The sequence below is a fragment of the Amycolatopsis decaplanina DSM 44594 genome, from assembly GCF_000342005.1.
Lineage (GTDB): Bacteria > Actinomycetota > Actinomycetes > Mycobacteriales > Pseudonocardiaceae > Amycolatopsis > Amycolatopsis decaplanina.
On sequence record NZ_AOHO01000047.1, the window covers coordinates 39,719 to 56,457 of the forward strand.

The 16,739-nt window shown below is 68.1% G+C and carries 15 protein-coding genes; 10 read left to right on the forward strand and 5 right to left on the reverse strand.

Going from position 1 to position 16,739, the window contains the following annotated elements:
• Positions 1–76: 76 nt before the first annotated feature.
• The 3 genes from H074_RS11595 to fgd all read left to right on the forward strand — a co-directional run bounded on the left by H074_RS11595 (position 77) and on the right by fgd (position 3,283).
• Positions 77–1,270 carry a zinc-dependent alcohol dehydrogenase gene (locus tag H074_RS11595; RefSeq protein WP_007030221.1) on the forward strand — a complete coding sequence of 398 codons (1,194 nt, stop codon included), beginning with the start codon at positions 77–79 and terminating at the stop codon, positions 1,268–1,270.
• 59 nt (positions 1,271–1,329) lie between these two features.
• Positions 1,330–1,746 carry a CBS domain-containing protein gene (locus H074_RS11600; protein WP_007030222.1) on the forward strand — a complete coding sequence of 139 codons (417 nt, stop codon included), beginning with the start codon at positions 1,330–1,332 and terminating at the stop codon, positions 1,744–1,746.
• A gap of 532 nt (positions 1,747–2,278) precedes the next feature.
• Positions 2,279–3,283 carry a glucose-6-phosphate dehydrogenase (coenzyme-F420) gene (gene fgd, locus H074_RS11605; RefSeq protein WP_007030223.1) on the forward strand — a complete coding sequence of 335 codons (1,005 nt, stop codon included), beginning with the start codon at positions 2,279–2,281 and terminating at the stop codon, positions 3,281–3,283.
• A gap of 81 nt (positions 3,284–3,364) precedes the next feature.
• Here fgd and H074_RS11610 read toward each other — a convergent pair whose 3' ends face one another.
• Positions 3,365–3,778, reverse strand: coding sequence for an SsgA family sporulation/cell division regulator (locus H074_RS11610; protein ID WP_007030224.1), 414 nt, complete (start codon positions 3,776–3,778; stop codon positions 3,365–3,367).
• Positions 3,779–4,256: 478 nt separating this feature from the next.
• Between H074_RS11610 and H074_RS11615 the strand changes: the two genes are divergently transcribed.
• The 5 genes from H074_RS11615 (at position 4,257) to kstD (ending at position 9,252) form a co-directional block, all read left to right on the forward strand.
• Positions 4,257–5,180, forward strand: a complete 924-nt coding sequence (locus H074_RS11615; protein WP_051071918.1) for a tetratricopeptide repeat protein — start codon at positions 4,257–4,259, stop codon at positions 5,178–5,180.
• Between the two features lie 60 nt (positions 5,181–5,240).
• Positions 5,241–5,756, forward strand: a complete 516-nt coding sequence (locus H074_RS11620) for a winged helix-turn-helix transcriptional regulator (RefSeq protein ID WP_007030226.1) — start codon at positions 5,241–5,243, stop codon at positions 5,754–5,756.
• Between the two features lie 47 nt (positions 5,757–5,803).
• Positions 5,804–6,322, forward strand: a complete 519-nt coding sequence (locus H074_RS11625) for an SRPBCC family protein (protein WP_007030227.1) — start codon at positions 5,804–5,806, stop codon at positions 6,320–6,322.
• A complete protein-coding gene (locus H074_RS11630; RefSeq protein ID WP_039922209.1) occupies positions 6,322–7,359 on the forward strand; it encodes an LLM class flavin-dependent oxidoreductase in 1,038 nt (345 codons plus the stop codon). Before H074_RS11625 ends, H074_RS11630 begins: the two co-directional genes overlap by 1 nt.
• Positions 7,360–7,503: 144 nt before the next feature.
• Positions 7,504–9,252, forward strand: a complete 1,749-nt coding sequence (gene kstD / locus H074_RS11635) for a 3-oxosteroid 1-dehydrogenase (protein WP_007030229.1) — start codon at positions 7,504–7,506, stop codon at positions 9,250–9,252.
• 4 nt (positions 9,253–9,256) lie between these two features.
• Here the strand turns inward: kstD and H074_RS11640 are convergent, their stop codons facing one another.
• Entirely contained in the window at positions 9,257–10,552 is a 1,296-nt protein-coding gene (locus H074_RS11640) for a pentapeptide repeat-containing protein (protein ID WP_063705359.1), read from the reverse strand.
• Between the two features lie 509 nt (positions 10,553–11,061).
• On the opposite strand from H074_RS11640, the gene H074_RS11645 reads away from it, so the two are divergent.
• Entirely contained in the window at positions 11,062–11,610 is a 549-nt protein-coding gene (locus H074_RS11645; protein ID WP_007030231.1) for a TetR/AcrR family transcriptional regulator, read from the forward strand.
• 53 nt (positions 11,611–11,663) lie between these two features.
• Here H074_RS11645 and H074_RS11650 read toward each other — a convergent pair whose 3' ends face one another.
• Both H074_RS11650 and H074_RS11655 read right to left on the reverse strand, forming a co-directional pair.
• Positions 11,664–13,226, reverse strand: coding sequence for an amidase (locus tag H074_RS11650; protein WP_083920407.1), 1,563 nt, complete (start codon positions 13,224–13,226; stop codon positions 11,664–11,666).
• A gap of 347 nt (positions 13,227–13,573) precedes the next feature.
• Positions 13,574–14,266: an IclR family transcriptional regulator gene (locus H074_RS11655; protein WP_007030233.1), complete on the reverse strand. Its 693-nt coding sequence runs from the start codon at positions 14,264–14,266 to the stop codon at positions 13,574–13,576.
• 227 nt (positions 14,267–14,493) lie between these two features.
• Here H074_RS11655 and H074_RS11660 point away from each other — a divergent pair, with 227 nt between their 5' ends.
• On the forward strand, positions 14,494–15,900 hold the full coding sequence (locus H074_RS11660; RefSeq protein WP_007030234.1) for a serine/threonine-protein kinase: 1,407 nt from the start codon (positions 14,494–14,496) through the stop codon (positions 15,898–15,900).
• Here H074_RS11660 and H074_RS11665 read toward each other — a convergent pair.
• A complete protein-coding gene (locus tag H074_RS11665; RefSeq protein ID WP_039922215.1) occupies positions 15,875–16,732 on the reverse strand; it encodes an LLM class F420-dependent oxidoreductase in 858 nt (285 codons plus the stop codon). The genes H074_RS11660 and H074_RS11665 overlap by 26 nt on opposite strands.
• Positions 16,733–16,739: the final 7 nt, after the last annotated feature.

The following is a 16,739-nucleotide window of genomic DNA, read 5'->3' on the forward strand; positions in this document are numbered from 1 at the left end:
CATGGAAGGGCGAGGTTTGCCGAATGCGCGGACGGGCATCCGGCGGAGAGCAGATCCACTCGCCGAAGGGAGCACCATGAAGGCCGTCACCTGGCACGGGAAACGCGATGTCCGGGTGGACACCGTCCCGGATCCGAAACTGGTCGAACCGACCGACGCCGTCGTACGGATCACCTCGACCGGTATCTGCGGCTCCGACTTGCACCTTTACGAGGTCCTCGGCGCCTTCATCGACGAGGGCGACATCCTCGGGCACGAGCCCATGGGCGTCGTCGAAGAGGTCGGGTCCGGGGTGACGAACCTGAAACCCGGCGACCGCGTCGTGGTCCCCTTCAACATCTCCTGCGGCCACTGCTTCATGTGCGATCGTGGCCTGCAGTCGCAGTGCGAGACCACGCAGGTCACCGACCGCGGCAAGGGTGCGGCGCTGCTCGGCTACACCAAACTCTACGGCCAGGTCCCGGGTGGACAGGCCGAATACCTGCGGGTCCCGCAGGCCCACTACGGTCCGATCAAAGTGCCGGACGGCCCGCCGGACGAACGCTTCGTGTACCTCTCCGACGTCGTGCCCACGGCTTGGCAGGCCGTCGACTACGCGAACATCCCCGAGGGCGGCACGGTCGCGGTGTTCGGGCTGGGCCCCATCGGCCAGTTCTGCTGCCGGATCGCGAAACACCGGGGCGCGGGCAAGGTGATCGGCATCGACCTGGTCCCGGAACGCCTCGCGAAAGCCGCCGCGGCCGGCGTGGTCACCTACGACACGCGTGACCACAAGTACCTCGGCGACGTCATCCGCGAGGCCACCGGCGGCAGGGGAGCGGACTCGGTGATTGACGCCGTCGGGATGGAGGCACACGGCGCCCCGATCGGGCGGCTGGCGCAGAATCTCGTCGGTCTCCTGCCCGATCCGATCGGTGCGAAGATCACCGAGAAGGCCGCGATCGACCGGCTCAGCGTGCTGTACGCGGCCATCGACTGTGTCCGCCGCGGCGGCACGATCTCGCTGAGCGGCGTCTACGGCGGCATGGTCGACCCGCTGCCGATGATGGATCTCTTCGACAAGCAGATCACCTTGCGGATGGGGCAGGCGAACGTCCGGCGCTGGATCGACGACGTCATGCCGTTGATCATCGACCCCGCCGACCCGCTCGGTGTCGAGGGCTTCGCGACGCACAAACTCCCGCTGGAGAAGGCGCCGCACGCTTACGAGATCTTCCAGAAGAAGCAGGACGGCGCGGTCAAGATCCTCCTGGAGCCGTCTGCGGCTTGAGGTGTCGGCCCGCGAATGCCGGGTATCCGATATGTGGATCTGACGAAAGGAGTGATGGGATGGTCACGGCACGAGACATCATGACCGCGAACGCGACATGTGTGTCCGCGTCCGAAACCGTGCTCGACGCGGCGAAGAAGATGGCCGCCGAATCCGTGGGCGCGGTACCGATCTGCGGCGAGGACGGCAAGCTCAAGGGCATGCTGACCGACCGCGACATCGTGGTGAAGGTTCTCGCCGAAGGGAAGGACCCGCGGGCGCTGCACGCCTCGGAACTGGCTCAGGGCGAAGCGGTGACGATCGGCGCGGACGACGACGCCGAAGAGATCATGCGCACCATGGCGAACCACAAGGTCCGGCGCCTGCCGGTGATCGACGGGCACAAACTCGTCGGCATCGTGGCGCAGGCCGACGTGGCCAAGGCCCTGCCGAACCCGGACAGCGGTGAACTGGTGGAAGCCCTGTCCTACGACTGACGCGCCGGTCCGCGACCGGCATACTCGTTCGGTGGCGTTCTTCGACATCGAAGGTCATGCACCCGTGTGGCTCTCCGGGCTCAAGGCGATCCGGAGAGCGCACGGGGATCGGTCGTGCGCCTTCGTCGAATACGCCGAGTGGCTCTCGGACGCGCCCGTCCGCCGTGGTGGACTTCGGTGACGAACGGCATCGAGTACACCAAGCCGGACTCGTCCTACCGGAGGCATTCCCCACCTCCTGGTAGGTGGCGGGCAGCGTGGGGTTGGACTCCCCGATCACAACTCAGCCCAGCACGACGCACAGGTGACGGCGCAAACGGCACAGTTCATCACCACGTCCCGGTCCCGGAAGGCGAGGGCGGGTACGGGGTCTTTCCACGGTCCGGCGCGCTCAGCCGGACCACCGCCGGCATTCCCGTCACCACAGTGGCGTTCCCGACACCCTTCACCGCGTCGAGGCATGGGCGGACCTGATCGATTCTGTGCCAAGGTGAGGAGCGGAACAACCCAAGAGCCCAGGTGGTGACCCCGGATGGCACTGAAGATCGGTTACAAGGCGTCGGCCGAGCAATTCGGTCCGCGCGACCTCGTCGAGTACTCCGTGCTCGCCGAGCAGGTCGGGCTGGACAGCGTGATGGTCAGCGACCATTTCCAGCCCTGGCGGCACCAGGGCGGGCACGCGCCGTTCTCCTTCGCGTGGATGGCGGCGGTCGGCGAACGCACCGAGCGGGTCGTCCTCGGTACCAGCGTGCTGACGGCGACCTTCCGCTACAACCCGGCCGTGGTGGCACAGGCGTTCGGCACCCTCGGCAGCCTGTATCCGGGCCGCGTGCTGCTCGGGGTCGGCAGCGGTGAGGCCCTCAACGAGGTCGCGGTCGCCCGGATCGAGTGGCCCGCGTTCAAGGAACGGTTCGCGCGGCTGCGCGAGGCGATCGACCTGATGCGCAAACTGTGGTCCGAGGAACGCGTCACGTTCGAGGGCGAGTACTTCCAGACCACCGACGCCACCGTGTACGACCGTCCCGAGGGCGGCGTGCCGATCTACATCGCGGCCGGCGGCCCGGTGATGGCGAAGTACGTCGGCAAGCAGGGCGACGGCTTCATCTGCACCAGCGGCAAGGGGATGGAGCTCTACACCGAGAAGCTGCTGCCCGCGGTCGCGGAAGGCGCGGAGCAGGCCGGTCGCAGCACCGGCGACATCGACAAGATGATCGAGATCAAACTGTCCTACGATCCGGATCCGGCGCAGGCGCTGGAGAACACCCGGTTCTGGGCGCCGCTCTCGTTGACGCCGGAGCAGAAGGCGGGCATCGAGGACCCGGCCGAAATGGAGAAGGCCGCGGACGCGCTGCCGATCGAACAGGTCGCCCGCCGCTGGATCGTCACCTCCGACCCGGCCGACGCCGTCGAGCAGATCAAGCCGTACGTCGAGGCGGGCTTCAACCACCTTGTCTTCCACGGTCCCGGCCACGACCAGGAACGGTTCCTGCGCTCGTTCTCCGAGCAGGTCGTCCCGGGGCTCCGCGAACTCGGCTGATCCGGCGGGTGGCGGCGCCGTGCGGACGGTGCCGCCACCCCGGCTCCTGCGAGCCCGCGAAACGAATCCGCCTGGAGGCCATCAGGACTCGGTGACGAGCTTGCCGATCTCCTGGTCGAAGTCGAACCATTCCGGTTCGGAGCCGGCGGGCACGACGTCGTAGGTGCGGTCGAGGAATTCGGCCAGCTCCTGCGCCGGCGCTTCGAGGACCGCGCAGCCGTCGGGCGCGCTGAGGGCGAAAATCACGATCGAGCTGTCGTCGGCCGGGCTGATGATCACGTCGCCTTCACCTGATGGTGTGAGGAGTCCGTCCGCGAGGAGATCACGGCCGAACATCCAACGGACCGTCCCGCCGCCCGAGTGGTAGGCCACCACGACGGCGTAGGGGTCTTCGGGGTTGTATTCGAGATCAGCTTGGACGGGGAGCGGGTCCGCACCGAATGTGCGCAGGCCGAAGACGATCGTCCCCCGGATGAGGTCGCTTTCCTTGTCCAATGCTTCAGCCCCTTACGTTCGGTTGCTGTTGATCTTCAGCTATTGATAACGCAATGTGAAGCCCTTTCGTGACCCGAGTTGACAAGGTTCACACGTTCGGCTGAGAGCTGCGTCTCACGCGCTCACGGACAGTCTTCGGCGGGCACGTGCGGTGAGCATGCGGGAAATGTGACCATTCGTGCAAAGAAAGAGAATCCGCACGTGCACATTCCGGTGAATGAGAATAGCCAACCATTCGGCGGAGTGAATCGGTATTCCTTGTGGTTAACATCATCGTGCGTCGTTCACTCATTCCAAGAGATCGGCGCGGCTTCGTCCTGGACCTCGACGAGCACGGTCGTTGTGGAGCGGGAGGGAGCGGTAATGGGCGTACGAATCATCGTCGCCATTTCCAAAGGGGACGCCGGGCGGCGGAACGCCGTCAACGGACCGGCGGTGCCGCGTGTCCGGGGGCGTCGCCGTGATTGACCGGCTCCCGATGAGCGTCGGCCAGGCCGACGTCGAGCGGCTGGAGGGTGTCATCGCCGCGCTCCGGGCCCGTGACTACCGGGAAGGCGGCGGGTCCTGCCGGGAACTGCTGCGCGTGCTGGAGCCATACGGCACCGCGCTACGGCGGGGGATGATGTCCGAGCCGCTGGCCCGGCGGCTGGCGGGCGTGGTCGCGGATCTGCACAACCTCAAGGGCTGGACGGAATTCGACTCCGGCCGCCCCGCGCGGGCGGAGCGGCACTTCCGTTGCGCGCTCAAACTCGCGGCGGAGGCGGGCGACGACGACCTTCTCGCCAACATCCGCTACCGGCTCGGCCGGATGTATCTGCATCACCGCTCTCCGGAGGAGGCGCTCGAGCAGTTCGGTCAGGGGCAGCTCGCGGCGAGGCGCGCGAGGCGGCCGCTGTCGCAGGCGATCCTGTCGGCGAACGAGGCTTGGGCCTACGCGCTGCTCGGTGACGTCCGTCAGGCGCTCGACAAGCTTTCCCTTGCCCCGGAACAATTCGCGGATTCCGCAGGAGGCACCGTCCCGTCGTGGTCCGCCTTTTTCACGGCCAATGACCTGGCCGCGATGATCGGCACGGTGCGCACCGAACTCGCCAGGCTCGTCGACGTCCGCCACAGCCGGGAGGCCATCCCCGCGCTCACCGAGGCCATCGACGGTTATGGCCCGGACATGGTGCGCAGCCGATCGCTGACGATGATCTGGCTCGCCGTCGACCATGCGTTGGAAGGCGATCTCGACCGGGCGGCGGAGGTCGGCCTCGCCGCGATGGAGATCGCGAACGGAATCAGTTCCGCGCGGACGCGAGATCGTTTGCGGCCGCTGTCGGAAAGCGTGCGGAAGCGGGTGAGCGATATTAACGCGCGAGATATCCTTGACCGGATCGCGACATTCCGGGCCAGTGCCTGAGCGCGGGAGAATGGGTGGAGGAATGACCGGATCGATTTCGCCGGGCGTAGGCTCGCGGGCATGAAACGGACTTCGTTCGCGCAGTGGCCGTGTTCGATCGCGCGCACCATGGACCTGCTCGGCGACTGGTGGACGCCGCTGGTCCTGCGGGAGGCGTTCTACGGGATCCGCCGGTTCGACGAGTTCCAGCAGGAGCTGGGCATCGCGCGGAACACCCTCGCCGACAGGCTGCGCCGCCTGGTCGGGGCGGGGTTGCTGGAAAAGCGCGCGTACCAGGCCGACCCGGTCCGTTACGACTACGTGCTGACCGAGAAGGGCGCGGATTTCTACGGTGTGCTCGCCGCGATGTCGCGCTGGGGCGACCGCTGGCTCTCCGGGGAGGCCGGACCGCCGATCACCCTTCACCACGAGACCTGCGGACACGATACGCACGCCGAGGTCGTCTGCGCGCACTGCGCCGGTCCGCTCACCGCGGAGAACACGCGGGCGCGGCTCGGCGAGGGCTACCCGCCGAAGCTCGCGAATCGTCCCGACGTGGTGCGTCGCTTCGCCGCGCAGGAGGGTTTGACAACGTAAGTCCATCTACGCAACTATCGAGGTCACGAGCATGGGAGGCGACCACGATGGAGTGGACGGGCGCCAAGTACGCCGACAAGCCGACGGTCGAGGTGCAGGCGTGGGTCGATGCCGCCCCGGAGAGGGTCTGGTCGATCGTGTCCGACGTCCGGCTGATGCCGGAGATGAGCCAGGAACTCCAAGCGGCCGAATGGTGCGACGGTGTGGCAGGCGAGGCCGCGGTCGGCAGGCGGTTCGTCGGCCGCAGCAGGCACGACGCGCTCGGCGAATGGGAGACCACGTCGCACATCGTCGAATGCGACGAGCCGCGTGTGTTCACCTGGGCGGTGCACGATCCCGAGACACCCACCGCGTTGTGGCGCTTCACGCTCGAGCCCGAGAACGGTGGGACGAAGCTCCGGCAGTGGATGCAGCTCGGGCCGGGACGCTCGGGTCTTTCGCTGGCCATCGACCAGATGCCGGACAAAGAAGAGAAGATCGTCTTCGTCCGGCTGCGCGAGTTCGAGAACGCGATGACCGGGACCCTCGCGGCGATCAAGGAGCGGGCCGAGACGGACCGCGCGTGATGCGTACGGCGACCACGGTCGAGGCCTCGCGAGGACTGCGGGACACGCTGGATTTCGTGCTGGAGGCGGAAAAGCTCGGTCTCGACGAGTGCTGGGTAGCCGAGGCATGGGGTTCGGACGCGCCCTCCGTGCTCGGCTGTCTCACGGCGCGGACAGAGCGGATCCGGCTCGGCTCGGGCATCATCCAGCTCGGCACCCGGACCCCGGTCGCGATCGCACAGGCCGCGCTGACCCTCTCGGAGCTTTCCGGCGGCCGGTTCGCCCTCGGGCTCGGCGCTTCGGGGCCACAGGTGATCGAGGGTCTCCACGGCGTTTCGTTCGCCCGGCCGCTGACGCGGATGCGGGAAACGGTCGCGATCATCCGCCAGGCGTTCGCGGGGGAGAAGATCTCGTTCTCCGGCAAGGAGTTCGAGATCCCGCTGCCGGGCGAGAGCAGGCCGATGCGGTTGTCGACGGCGCCGAATCCGGACATACCCATCCATCTGGCCACGCTTTCGCCGAAGCTGCTGGAGCTGACCGGCGAGATAGCGGACGGGTGGCTGGGCACGAGTTTCGTCCCGGAGGGCGCGCAGGCCTACTTCCAGCATCTCGACGCCGGCCTCGCGAAGGCGGGCCGATCGCGGGCGGACCTCGAAGTCTGCCAAGGTGCCGAGGTCGCCTTCGCAAGGGATGAGGACGAGTTGCGCGGGATGGTCGCGGGCCGCAAGGCCGAACTCGCGTTCAGCCTCGGCGGGATGGGTTCGGCGAAGACGAACTTCTACAACGACGCCTACAGCAGGCAAGGCTGGGCAGAGGCCGCCGAGGCGGTGCGGGAGCGCTGGCAGGCGGGCGACCGGGAAGGCGCCGCCGCTCTGGTGACCGACGAGATGGTGCTCGGTACGACGCTGATCGGCACCGAGCCGATGGTGGCGCGACGGCTGCGCGTCTGGCGTGACGCCGGGGTCGACACGGTGCGGCTGTACCCGGCGGGCGAGACGGTCGCCGACCGGCTCACGACCCTCGGCCGCGCGCTGGATCTCGTCCGCGCGCTGGGCTGAGAAGTTCGCCCGAATGCCCGTGCCGGTTGAGGTGACCGGCCGAGCGCGGTGGTCCAGGCCTGCTCCAAGCGGGTAGAACTTGTTTCACTTTTGCCTCCGCCTGGAGAACATGACCTCGCTCGATCCCCCACGCGAGGAGGATGCATGGGACCCGACTTCCGCCTGTCCCGTCGCCAGATCCTGCGCGGCACCGGGATCGCGCTCGCTTCGGGACTGCCGTTCGCCGGAACGGCTTCTGCCGCCTCCGCGGTGATCGGCGAGTACGACGTCGTCGTGGTCGGAGCGGGCGCGGCCGGGATGACCGCCGCGTTGACGGCGGCCAAGCGCGGGCTCAGCTGCGTGGTGCTGGAGAAAGCGGCGAAGTTCGGTGGTTCGGCCGCCCGTTCGGGGGCGGGGATCTGGATTCCGTGCAACTCGGTGCTGGCCGAGGCCGGCGTCCGTGACACCCCGGAACAGGCCGCACGGTACTTGGCCGCCGTGGTCGGCCCGTCGATCCCCGCCTCGCGGCAGCAGGCGTTCCTCGCCAACGGCCCGGCGATGCTGTCGTTCGTGATGGCCAACAGCCCGTTGCGGTTCCGCTGGATGGAGGGTTACAGCGATTACTACCCGGAACTGCCCGGCGGGATGCCGGACGGCCGCTCGATCGAACCCGATCAGCTCGACGGGAACATCCTCGGCGCCGAACTGGCCAATCTGAACCCGCCTTATCTCGCCACGCCCGCGGGGATGGTCGTCTTCAGCGCCGACTACAAATGGCTCGCGCTGGCCGCGGTCAACCCGAAGGGCGCCGCGGTGGCGGCCGCCTGCCTCGCCCGCGGCACGGCCGCCGCGCTCGCCGGGCAGAAACCGCTCACCATGGGCCAGTCGCTGGCCGCGGGACTGCGGGCCGGGCTGCAGCGCGCCGGAGTCCCGGTCTGGCTGAACACGCCGTTGACCGATCTCGTCATCGAGAACGGGAAGGTCACCGGAGTGGTCGTCGCGGCGGGCACGGTGAAGGCCCGTCGTGGTGTCATCGTCGGCTCCGGCGGGTTCGAGCACAACGCCGCCATGCGGGCGGAGTACCAGCGCCAGCCGATCGGTACACAATGGACGGTCGGTGCCCGGTCGAACACCGGGGACGGGATCCTGGCCGGAAAGCGCGCCGGAGCGGCACTGGACCTGATGGACGACGCCTGGTGGGGGCCGGCGATCCCGCTGCCCGGCGAACCCTACTTCTGCCTCGCCGAGCGGACCCTGCCCGGCGGGCTGATGGTGGATGCGGCGGGCAAGCGATTCGTCAACGAAGCGGCACCTTACAGCGACGTCGTGCACACGATGTACGACCGCGACCCGACGTCGCCCACCATCCCCGCGTGGCTGGTCGTCGACCAGCACTACCGCAACCGGTATCTCTTCCGTGACGTCGCGCCGCTGCTGCCGCTGCCCGACGAGTGGTATTCGGCGGGCGCGGTCAGGAAAGCGTGGACCGTGGAGTCGCTCGGCACCGCGATCGGTGTCCCGCCGCAGGCGTTGCGCGCCACGGTCGACCGGTTCAACCGGCAAGCACTGTCCGGTGTGGACAGTGACTTCCATCGGGGCGCCAGCGTCTACGACCACTACTACACCGACCCGTACGTCCTGCCGAACTCGTGCCTCGCCGCGCTTTGGGAGCCGCCCTTCTACGCGTTCAAGATCGTCCCGGGCGACCTCGGCACCAAGGGCGGGATGCGCACCGACGCGCGGGCGCGGGTCCTGCGGGCGGACGGCTCGGTCATCACCGGTCTGTACGCCGCCGGGAACGCCAGCGCGGCGGTGATGGGCAACAGTTACGCGGGGGCGGGGTCGACGATCGGCCCGGCGATGACCTTCGGGTATGTCGCGGCGAACGACCTCGCCGATCAGCCTCCGAGCTGATTCTTCATTCGTCTTCGAGCGGCTTGTGCGGTTCAAGTTGTGAGGGTACGAAGGGGACGCCGTCCAAGGTGGAGTCGGTGAACCTGATGTCACCGCTGAACGTCGCGCCGTCGAATGTGGTGTAGCTGCTGAATGTCACCTGATTGAACCAGGCGTCGCCGGCGAACGCGGCTTCGGTGAAGTAAGACCGATGCGCGAACGTCACACCAGGCAGGTAAGCGTCTTCGAAGAATGTGGCGTCATCGAAGGTTGCGCTGTCGGTGAAGGTGGCTTTGCTGAACACCACGCTCCCAGTGAACGTCGTGTTCGTGAACCGGGCTTCGCGCAGGAATGAGGCAGAGCGAAAGGTGGCGGTTCCCTTGAAGGTGGCCGCGTCGAACCTGGCCATGGCCTCGAAGGTCGCCTGGTCGAACCGGACGTTGCCGGTGAACCGTGCCTCCGAAAACCAGGAGTCGCCGGTGAACGTGACGCCGTCGAACCTGGTTTCCCCGTCGAAGTGGATGCCTATCAGCAAGGTGTCACCGCAGAACCGGGCGTTCGAGAAGCGAGCGTTGTTGAGCCGACAGTCGCGGAACATGACATCGATCAGCAGTGCGCCGCTGAGATCCAGGTCGATGTCCGGCCAGAACCGTTTCCCATCCTGGTAGTTCGGGTCGAGATGGTCGGTCAGGATGCGTTGGGCGGTCGTTCGTACCTCGCGTTCTTGAATGTCACTCCGGTATTCGTCGTGGATCTCCTTCTCTGCACTGGGATCAGGGGCCTTGTCGGGCAGTTCGTAAGGCATGCGCAGGTAGGCGCTGATCACATTGACGATCGTCTGACGCTGCGAAGGATTGTCCTGCGCCAGGCGATCGAGCGCGTACAGCCCCGCGAGTCGGACGGGTGCTTTGTCCGCTCCCAGTTGCTCGACTGCTTTGAGGTAGAGGTCGCTGATCCGCCGCTCTGCGGCATCGTGGCGAGCGTCGTCATTGGCCCGCTCTCGTAACTGGAGGTCATGCCGTTTGGTGAGGAGGTCCTGCTCCGCGGTCTGTTGGCGTCGAGCGGCCAGGAGCAGTGCGATGGCGCCACCCGCTCCGAGCACGATCGTGCCGACAGTGCGCACGCCCTCCAGCCGGGCTTTGTCGGCGTCGGTTCCTTTTCCATAGAGAAAGAACAGCACCCAGCAAGCGGCGATGGCGAAGACGAGCAGAAGTCCGGCGCACAGGGCGATGGTGCGATTCGACAGAGTCCGATGCTTCCCTTTAGCGGGCGCGGTAGGTCGGGTTCGAAACTTCTCCGGTGAGTGGGAATCATCGACCATTGGACCATGATCGCAGCGCGGGGCCGGTTTCGAATCCAGCGAATACGTGATAGAGCTGTGTACTCGCAGACTTGACCTGGGACTTTTCTGGTGAGCTATCGCGCCGGTGTCAGGGCGCGGTCGGGGAGCTTGAGCCGTGAAGCGACGATGACGAGCGCGAAAGCGGTGAGCGCGGCGGCGGTCCGGATGATGTTGTAGGCCTCCCCGCGATCGAGGATCGCCGCGTGGTCGGAGGGTCCGCGGTGACCGACCAGACCTTTGTATCAGCGCCGTGTGGAAGGTCAACCGCACATCGAGCGGGACGACGTCGAACGTGGCGGCGACGTTGACCGCGCCGTAGCCGGACGCCCCCGCGAGCAGTCCCGTCGACAAGAGGGCGACACCGGTGACGAGGCCCGGCCTGAGCGCCATCGTGCGTACGGCCACGGAACGCCCCGAAGCGCTCACGGCGGGTCTCGTACCGGTTAAGGTGGGGCGTTCGCGTGGCATCAAGGGCTGGGGGGTCCGCCATGATCATCAAACGTGCTTATCACCACGGGGATCTCCGTCGTGCGCTCGTCCTCGCCGCACGGGAGCTCCTCGTCGAGAGAGGTCCGGAGGGGGTGAGTCTGCGCGCCGCGGTCGCGAAGGTGGGCGCGTCCACCGCGGCGCCGTACCGGCATTTCCGCGACAAGGACGCGTTGCTGGTGGCGGTCGCGCTGGAAGGACACGCCGAATTGCAGAGCTCCCTGCGGGGCTGTGACGCCGGGACGGTGACCGCGCTCGGCCATTCCTACCTCGGCTTCGCGCTGGAGAATCCGGCGTTGTACCGCTTGATGGCGGGCGCCGGCATCGGTGACCGCGCCGCGTACCCGGACCTGGCCGAGGCGCAGCGGGTGACCCACGCGGTGCTGGCCGATCGGGTGGGGGAGCGGAACGATCCAGGTGGCTTCGCCGTCACGCTCTGGTGCCTGCTCCACGGGCTGGCCACGCTCGTGATCGACGGTCACGTCGAGCGCGGCTCCGTCGTCGCCGAGGCCGAGCGCAGTCTCGCCTTATTGGCGGGCGCCCCGGGATGACGTCGTGAGTGGTCCGGGCCGTCAGGACGATCCGGACCACTCACGACATCCGTTCAGCCGATGGACGGGATGAACGTCGGCAGCCGCCGGACCTTCGTGTCCTGCTCGAAGGCGTAGGCGATGGCCAGCAGTGAGGGTTCGCTGAACCGTGCGCCCATGATCGACAGGCCCAGCGGCAACGGCCCGGCGTACGCCATCGGGACGGTCATGTTGGCGTAGCCCGACACCGCCGCCGGTCCGGACGAGTCGATGAACAGGGCGCCGTCGCCGACACCGAGCTGTGTCTTCCACGCGGCGTTGTTGGTCGGCGCCACGATCGCGTCCAGTTCGCTCCCGCGCAGTGTCTCGTCGAGACCGCGCCGGGCGGCGCTCGTCGCGGCTTCCCGCAGCACGCGGTAGGCCGGATCGGTGAGATCACCGGTGGTGGCTTGCGCCCGGTCCCACAGGTTCTGGGTCCAGTACGGCATTTCGACCGCCGCGTGGTCGAGGTTGTACTGGATCAGCCCGGCCAGGTCGGCGGGATGCCTGCCGCCGGTGGACGCGAGGTAGGCGTTCAGGTCGTGCTTGAACTCGGTCCTGATCGCGGGGAACTCGTTCGCCGCGATGACGTCCAGATAGGGGATCGTGATCTCCACCGTGGTCGCGCCGAGCGTCCGGAGCCTGCTCAGCGCCTGCTCGAACGCCGCCTTCGTCGTGTCGTCAGGGGTGTAGACCTCACGCCAGACGCCGATCCGTTTGCCGCGCAAGGCGTTGGGGTGCAAGAACTTCGTGTAGTCGTCGAGTGATCGCCCGGCGGCGTCGACGGTGATCGGGTCACGACGGTCGGCGCCGTTGAGTGTCGCGAGCAGGATCGCGGCGTCGACCACGTTGCGTGCCATCGGGCCCGCCGTGTCCTGCTGTTTGGACACCGGCACGATCCCGCTGCGGCTGACCAGCCCGAGGCTCGGCTTGACCCCCACGATGCCGTTGGCCCCGGACGGGCAGCTGATCGAACCGTCCGTCTCGGTCCCGACCGCGACGGTCGCGAGGTGTGCCGCGACGGCGACCCCCGGGCCGGACGACGAGCCGCACGGGTTGCGGTCGAGCACATAGGGGTTGGCGGTCTGGCCGCCGAGCGGGCTCCAGCCGTTGGACGAGCTGGTGGAGCGATAGCTCGACCACTCCGACAGGTTGGCCTTGCCGAGGATGACCGCTCCGGCCTCGCGCAGGTTTTCGACCACGCCCGCGTCCCGGTAGGGGCGTGATTCCAGCAGCGCCGTCGAGCCCGCCGTGGTCGGCTGCCGGTCCGCGGTGTCGATGTTGTCCTTCAACAGCACCGGAATGCCGTCCATGGGCCCCTTCGACCGGTGCCGGTGCCGCCGCGCGTCACTGTCCGCGGCGAGCCGCAGCGCGTCCGGGTTCGTGGTGAGCACCGCGTGCAGTGTCGGGTTCAGCCTGCGGATCCGCTGCAGGTAGAAGGTGGTCAGTTCGACCGAGGACAGTCGTCCGGAGCGCATCGCCCGCTGCAGATCGGGGATCGTCGCCCGCTCCAGATCGATCCCGGCCACGACGGGACGGCCGGAAAGAGCCGCGGCCCGAGCCGGGACGGCCGTGGTGACCGACGCTACGGACATCATGACGAGGAATGCGGTCGCGGCCGCGCTGCGTCTTTTCAGGGAATGTCTTTTCAAGGAATTGCCTCCTCGGCGGGAAGAATTCCTGCACAGTACGTGTACTGCTCCGGTCCGGAACCGCCGGAAAGAGTGGAAAACGGTGATTTAATCGCCGCGCGAATGACTGCCCGGTAGGCGATCGGTCACGGAAACAGCCTGTTGGGGAAGGGTGATCATGATTTCGGTACTCGGTGGCGCCGGGCGCGGACGCACGGTGAGGCGATTTTCGGAATTTGGTCGGAAATATTCCGCCCGATTTCAGTTTGCTGCCCGGTTCTCGCATTGATCGAGGATTGTTCGGGGTTCGCCGATCATCTGGCCCGGCTCGGCTGTGAGTATTCGGCGAGCGCGGCGCTGAAGGAGCGTGCGGTGCTCGTCAACCAGGTGACGGCGGAAACCGGGTCGCGGCGGGCGGGCAGGACGGCGGCGAGTGCCGCGCCGACCCGGCCGTCCGGGGTCCTGATACCGACGGCGGCGCAGCCGAGTCCTGCTGTGATCGTCTCCGATTCCGCCGCGTACCCGGACTCGCGGATCTCCGGCGCGTCCGCGTCCGGCTCGGCGAGCGCGGGGTGATGAGCGGCGAGGAGCCGTCCGGCGGCGGTCCCGGGCGGCAGTGGGCTGCCCGGCCACGCGGGGACGTCGTCGGCGGGGAGGACGGCCCCGGCCGCGACCAGCGCGCGACCTTCCCTCGGGACCACGAGCACCAGGCTCGCGCGCATCCGCGCCGAAAGCACCGGCAGCCATTCCTTGGCCAGGTCCCGTAGTTCGGGCTGCCAGAACCGCCCGAGCCGGAACACGCGCGAGCCGATCCGGTAGCCGCGGCCCGCCCGCTCGACCGCGCCCAAGCCGGCCAGTTGGTCCAGAAGCCGGTGCACGGTGGTCTTCGGGAGCCCGGTGGTCCGCGTGAGCTGGGTCAGCCCGGCCTGCCCGCCGTGCTCGTCGAGTGCTTCGAGCAACGTGAACGCGCCTTCGAGCACGCCGCGTCCGCCGATGGTTTCCCGCATCGCCGCCCTTTCCGGTAACAAGCCACACCGGAGAAGTAAAGTGCGCCCCCGGCCGGCCGGGATACGAACTTCCGGACAGCCGATGGGGCGGGTTCCGCTGAACGGCCCAGTCGCCGACGTGACCGACACCGCGCCGCGAACCACCGTGCCGGGTCCTGCGTCCCGGTGCGTTCCTGGCATGCTGGCAAGGTTCGCGCGAACACCACAGCTCCAGGGGGACGTCGATAATGGAGGAGATCCGCCGCCTCGCCGATCGGTTCGATCTCATCGAGCCCGTCGGCGGTGGCTCCATGGGCACCGTATGGCGGGCGCGCGACGAGAACCTGGAGCGCACGGTCGCGATCAAGGAACTCCTTCTGCCGTACGGCGCTGGGGAGCAGAAGGCCGACGAGGCCAAGAATCGTGCGTTGCGCGAGGCCAGGATCGCCGCGCGGCTGGTGCATCCGCACGCCATCACCGTCTTCGGGGTGATCGACGAGCAGGACCGCCCGTGGATCATCATGGAGTACCTGCCCTCGACCAGTCTCGCGGACAAGCTGCGTGACGGGCCGATGGAAGTCGACGACGTCATCCGCCTCGGCATCCAGCTGTGCTCGGCGCTGGCGGCCGCGCACCGGGCGGGCATCGTCCACCGCGACATCAAGCCCGGCAACGTCCTGCTCGGCGAAGACGACACCGTCAAGATCACCGACTTCGGGATCTCACGGGCGATGGGCGATGTCCAGCTCACCGCGACCGGGGAGATCTCCGGCACGCCGGCGTTCCTGGCGCCGGAGGTGGCCCGCGGCGAGGACGCCACGTCCGCTTCCGACGTGTTCTCGCTCGGCGCGACGCTGTACACCGCGCTCGAGGGCGGCACGCCCTACGGCACGGCGGAAAACCCGATCGCGTTGCTGTACCGCGCGTCGAGCGGTGAGATCACCCCGCCGACCAGGTCGGGGATCCTGACGCCGCTGTTGACCCGCCTCCTCGACGTCCGGCCGGACAGCAGGCCGACGATGACCGAGACCGAGCGGGAGCTGCGGGCACTGGCGGCGGGGGAGCCGACGACGCTCGTCGCCGAGGAACCGCCGCCGAAGGCCCGCAAGGGAATGCTGATCGGCGTGATCGCCGTGTTCCTCGTGCTCGCGGCTGCCGCCGCCGCGGCCGTGGTCGTGGTGCTCAACCGCGACGAGGACACCCCGGCGGACGAGGCCCCGCCGTCGGTTTCCCAGCCGCAGTCCGCCGCCCCGACCACATCGGAACCGGTCGCCCCACCGCCTTCGCCGTCTTCCGTGCCCCCTTCGACGACGACGCCGCCGTCTTCGTCGTCCTCGGCCGCGCCGCCTCCTGCGCAGACGCCGGGGCAGGCACTCGCGGCCTACTACGCGCTCATCCCGGGGAACCTCCAGGCCGGGTTCGCGACGCTGAGCGACAACTTCAAGCGCACCAGGAACCAGAGCTTCGAGCGGTATTCGAACTACTGGAAGGACTACCGCTCGGTGACCGTGTCGAACGTGTCCGAATCCGGCAACACGGTGACGGCGACACTCACCTACGTCAAGGCGTCCGGTGCGACCATGACGGGGAGGGAGACCTTCGTCCTGGTCCAGCAGGACGGCCGGTATCTCATCGATTCCCAGCGGGCAGGCTGAGTTTCCCGGCGAGGCGCCGAACCCAGGCCTCGACCTCGTCGGGGGAGCGGTCCGGAAGACCGAAGATCGTCTCGGTGACCCCGGCCGCTTCCAGCTTGGCCAGGTTCTCCGGATCCGGGCGGACGCCGAGCGCCGAGATCTCCGGCTCGCCGGCGCGGCCCGCTTCGCGCCAGATCTCGCGCAGCCGCCGCGCCTTGTCCTCGATGTCCGTGTCGCCAGGAGTGGTGAGCCAGCCGTCGGCCGATTTCGCGATCCAGCGGAACGTCTTCTCCGTCCCGCCCGCGCCGACGATCACGGGGATATGCGGTTGAGCCGGTTTGGGCCACGCCCAGCTGGCGCCGAACGAGACGAACTCGCCCGCGTACGAGGCTTCGTCCTGCGTCCAGAGCGCACGCATCGCTTCCAGGTACTCGCGCAGGACCGTCCGCCGTTTGCCGCCCGGGACGCCGTGATCGGCCAGTTCGTCGACGTTCCAGCCGAAGCCGACGCCGAGGGTGACCCGCCCGGCCGAGAGGTGATCGAGGCTGGCGATCGTCTTCGCCAGCGTGATCGGATCGCTCTCGACCGGGAGGGCCACCGCCGTCGCGAGCCGGATCCGCGTGGTCACCGAGGCCGCGGTGGCCAGCGCGACCCACGGGTCCAGCGTGCGCAGGTAGCGGTCATCGGGTAGCGACGAGTCGCCGGTGCGCGGATGCGGAGCCTCCCGTTTGACCGGGATGTGCGTGTGTTCGGGCACGTGGAAGGTGTCGAAGCCCGCGGCTTCCGCCGCCCGCGCGGCGGCCGCCGGACTGATGCCCCGGTCACTGGTGAACAGCACTATCCCGTGTCTCACAGCCGGT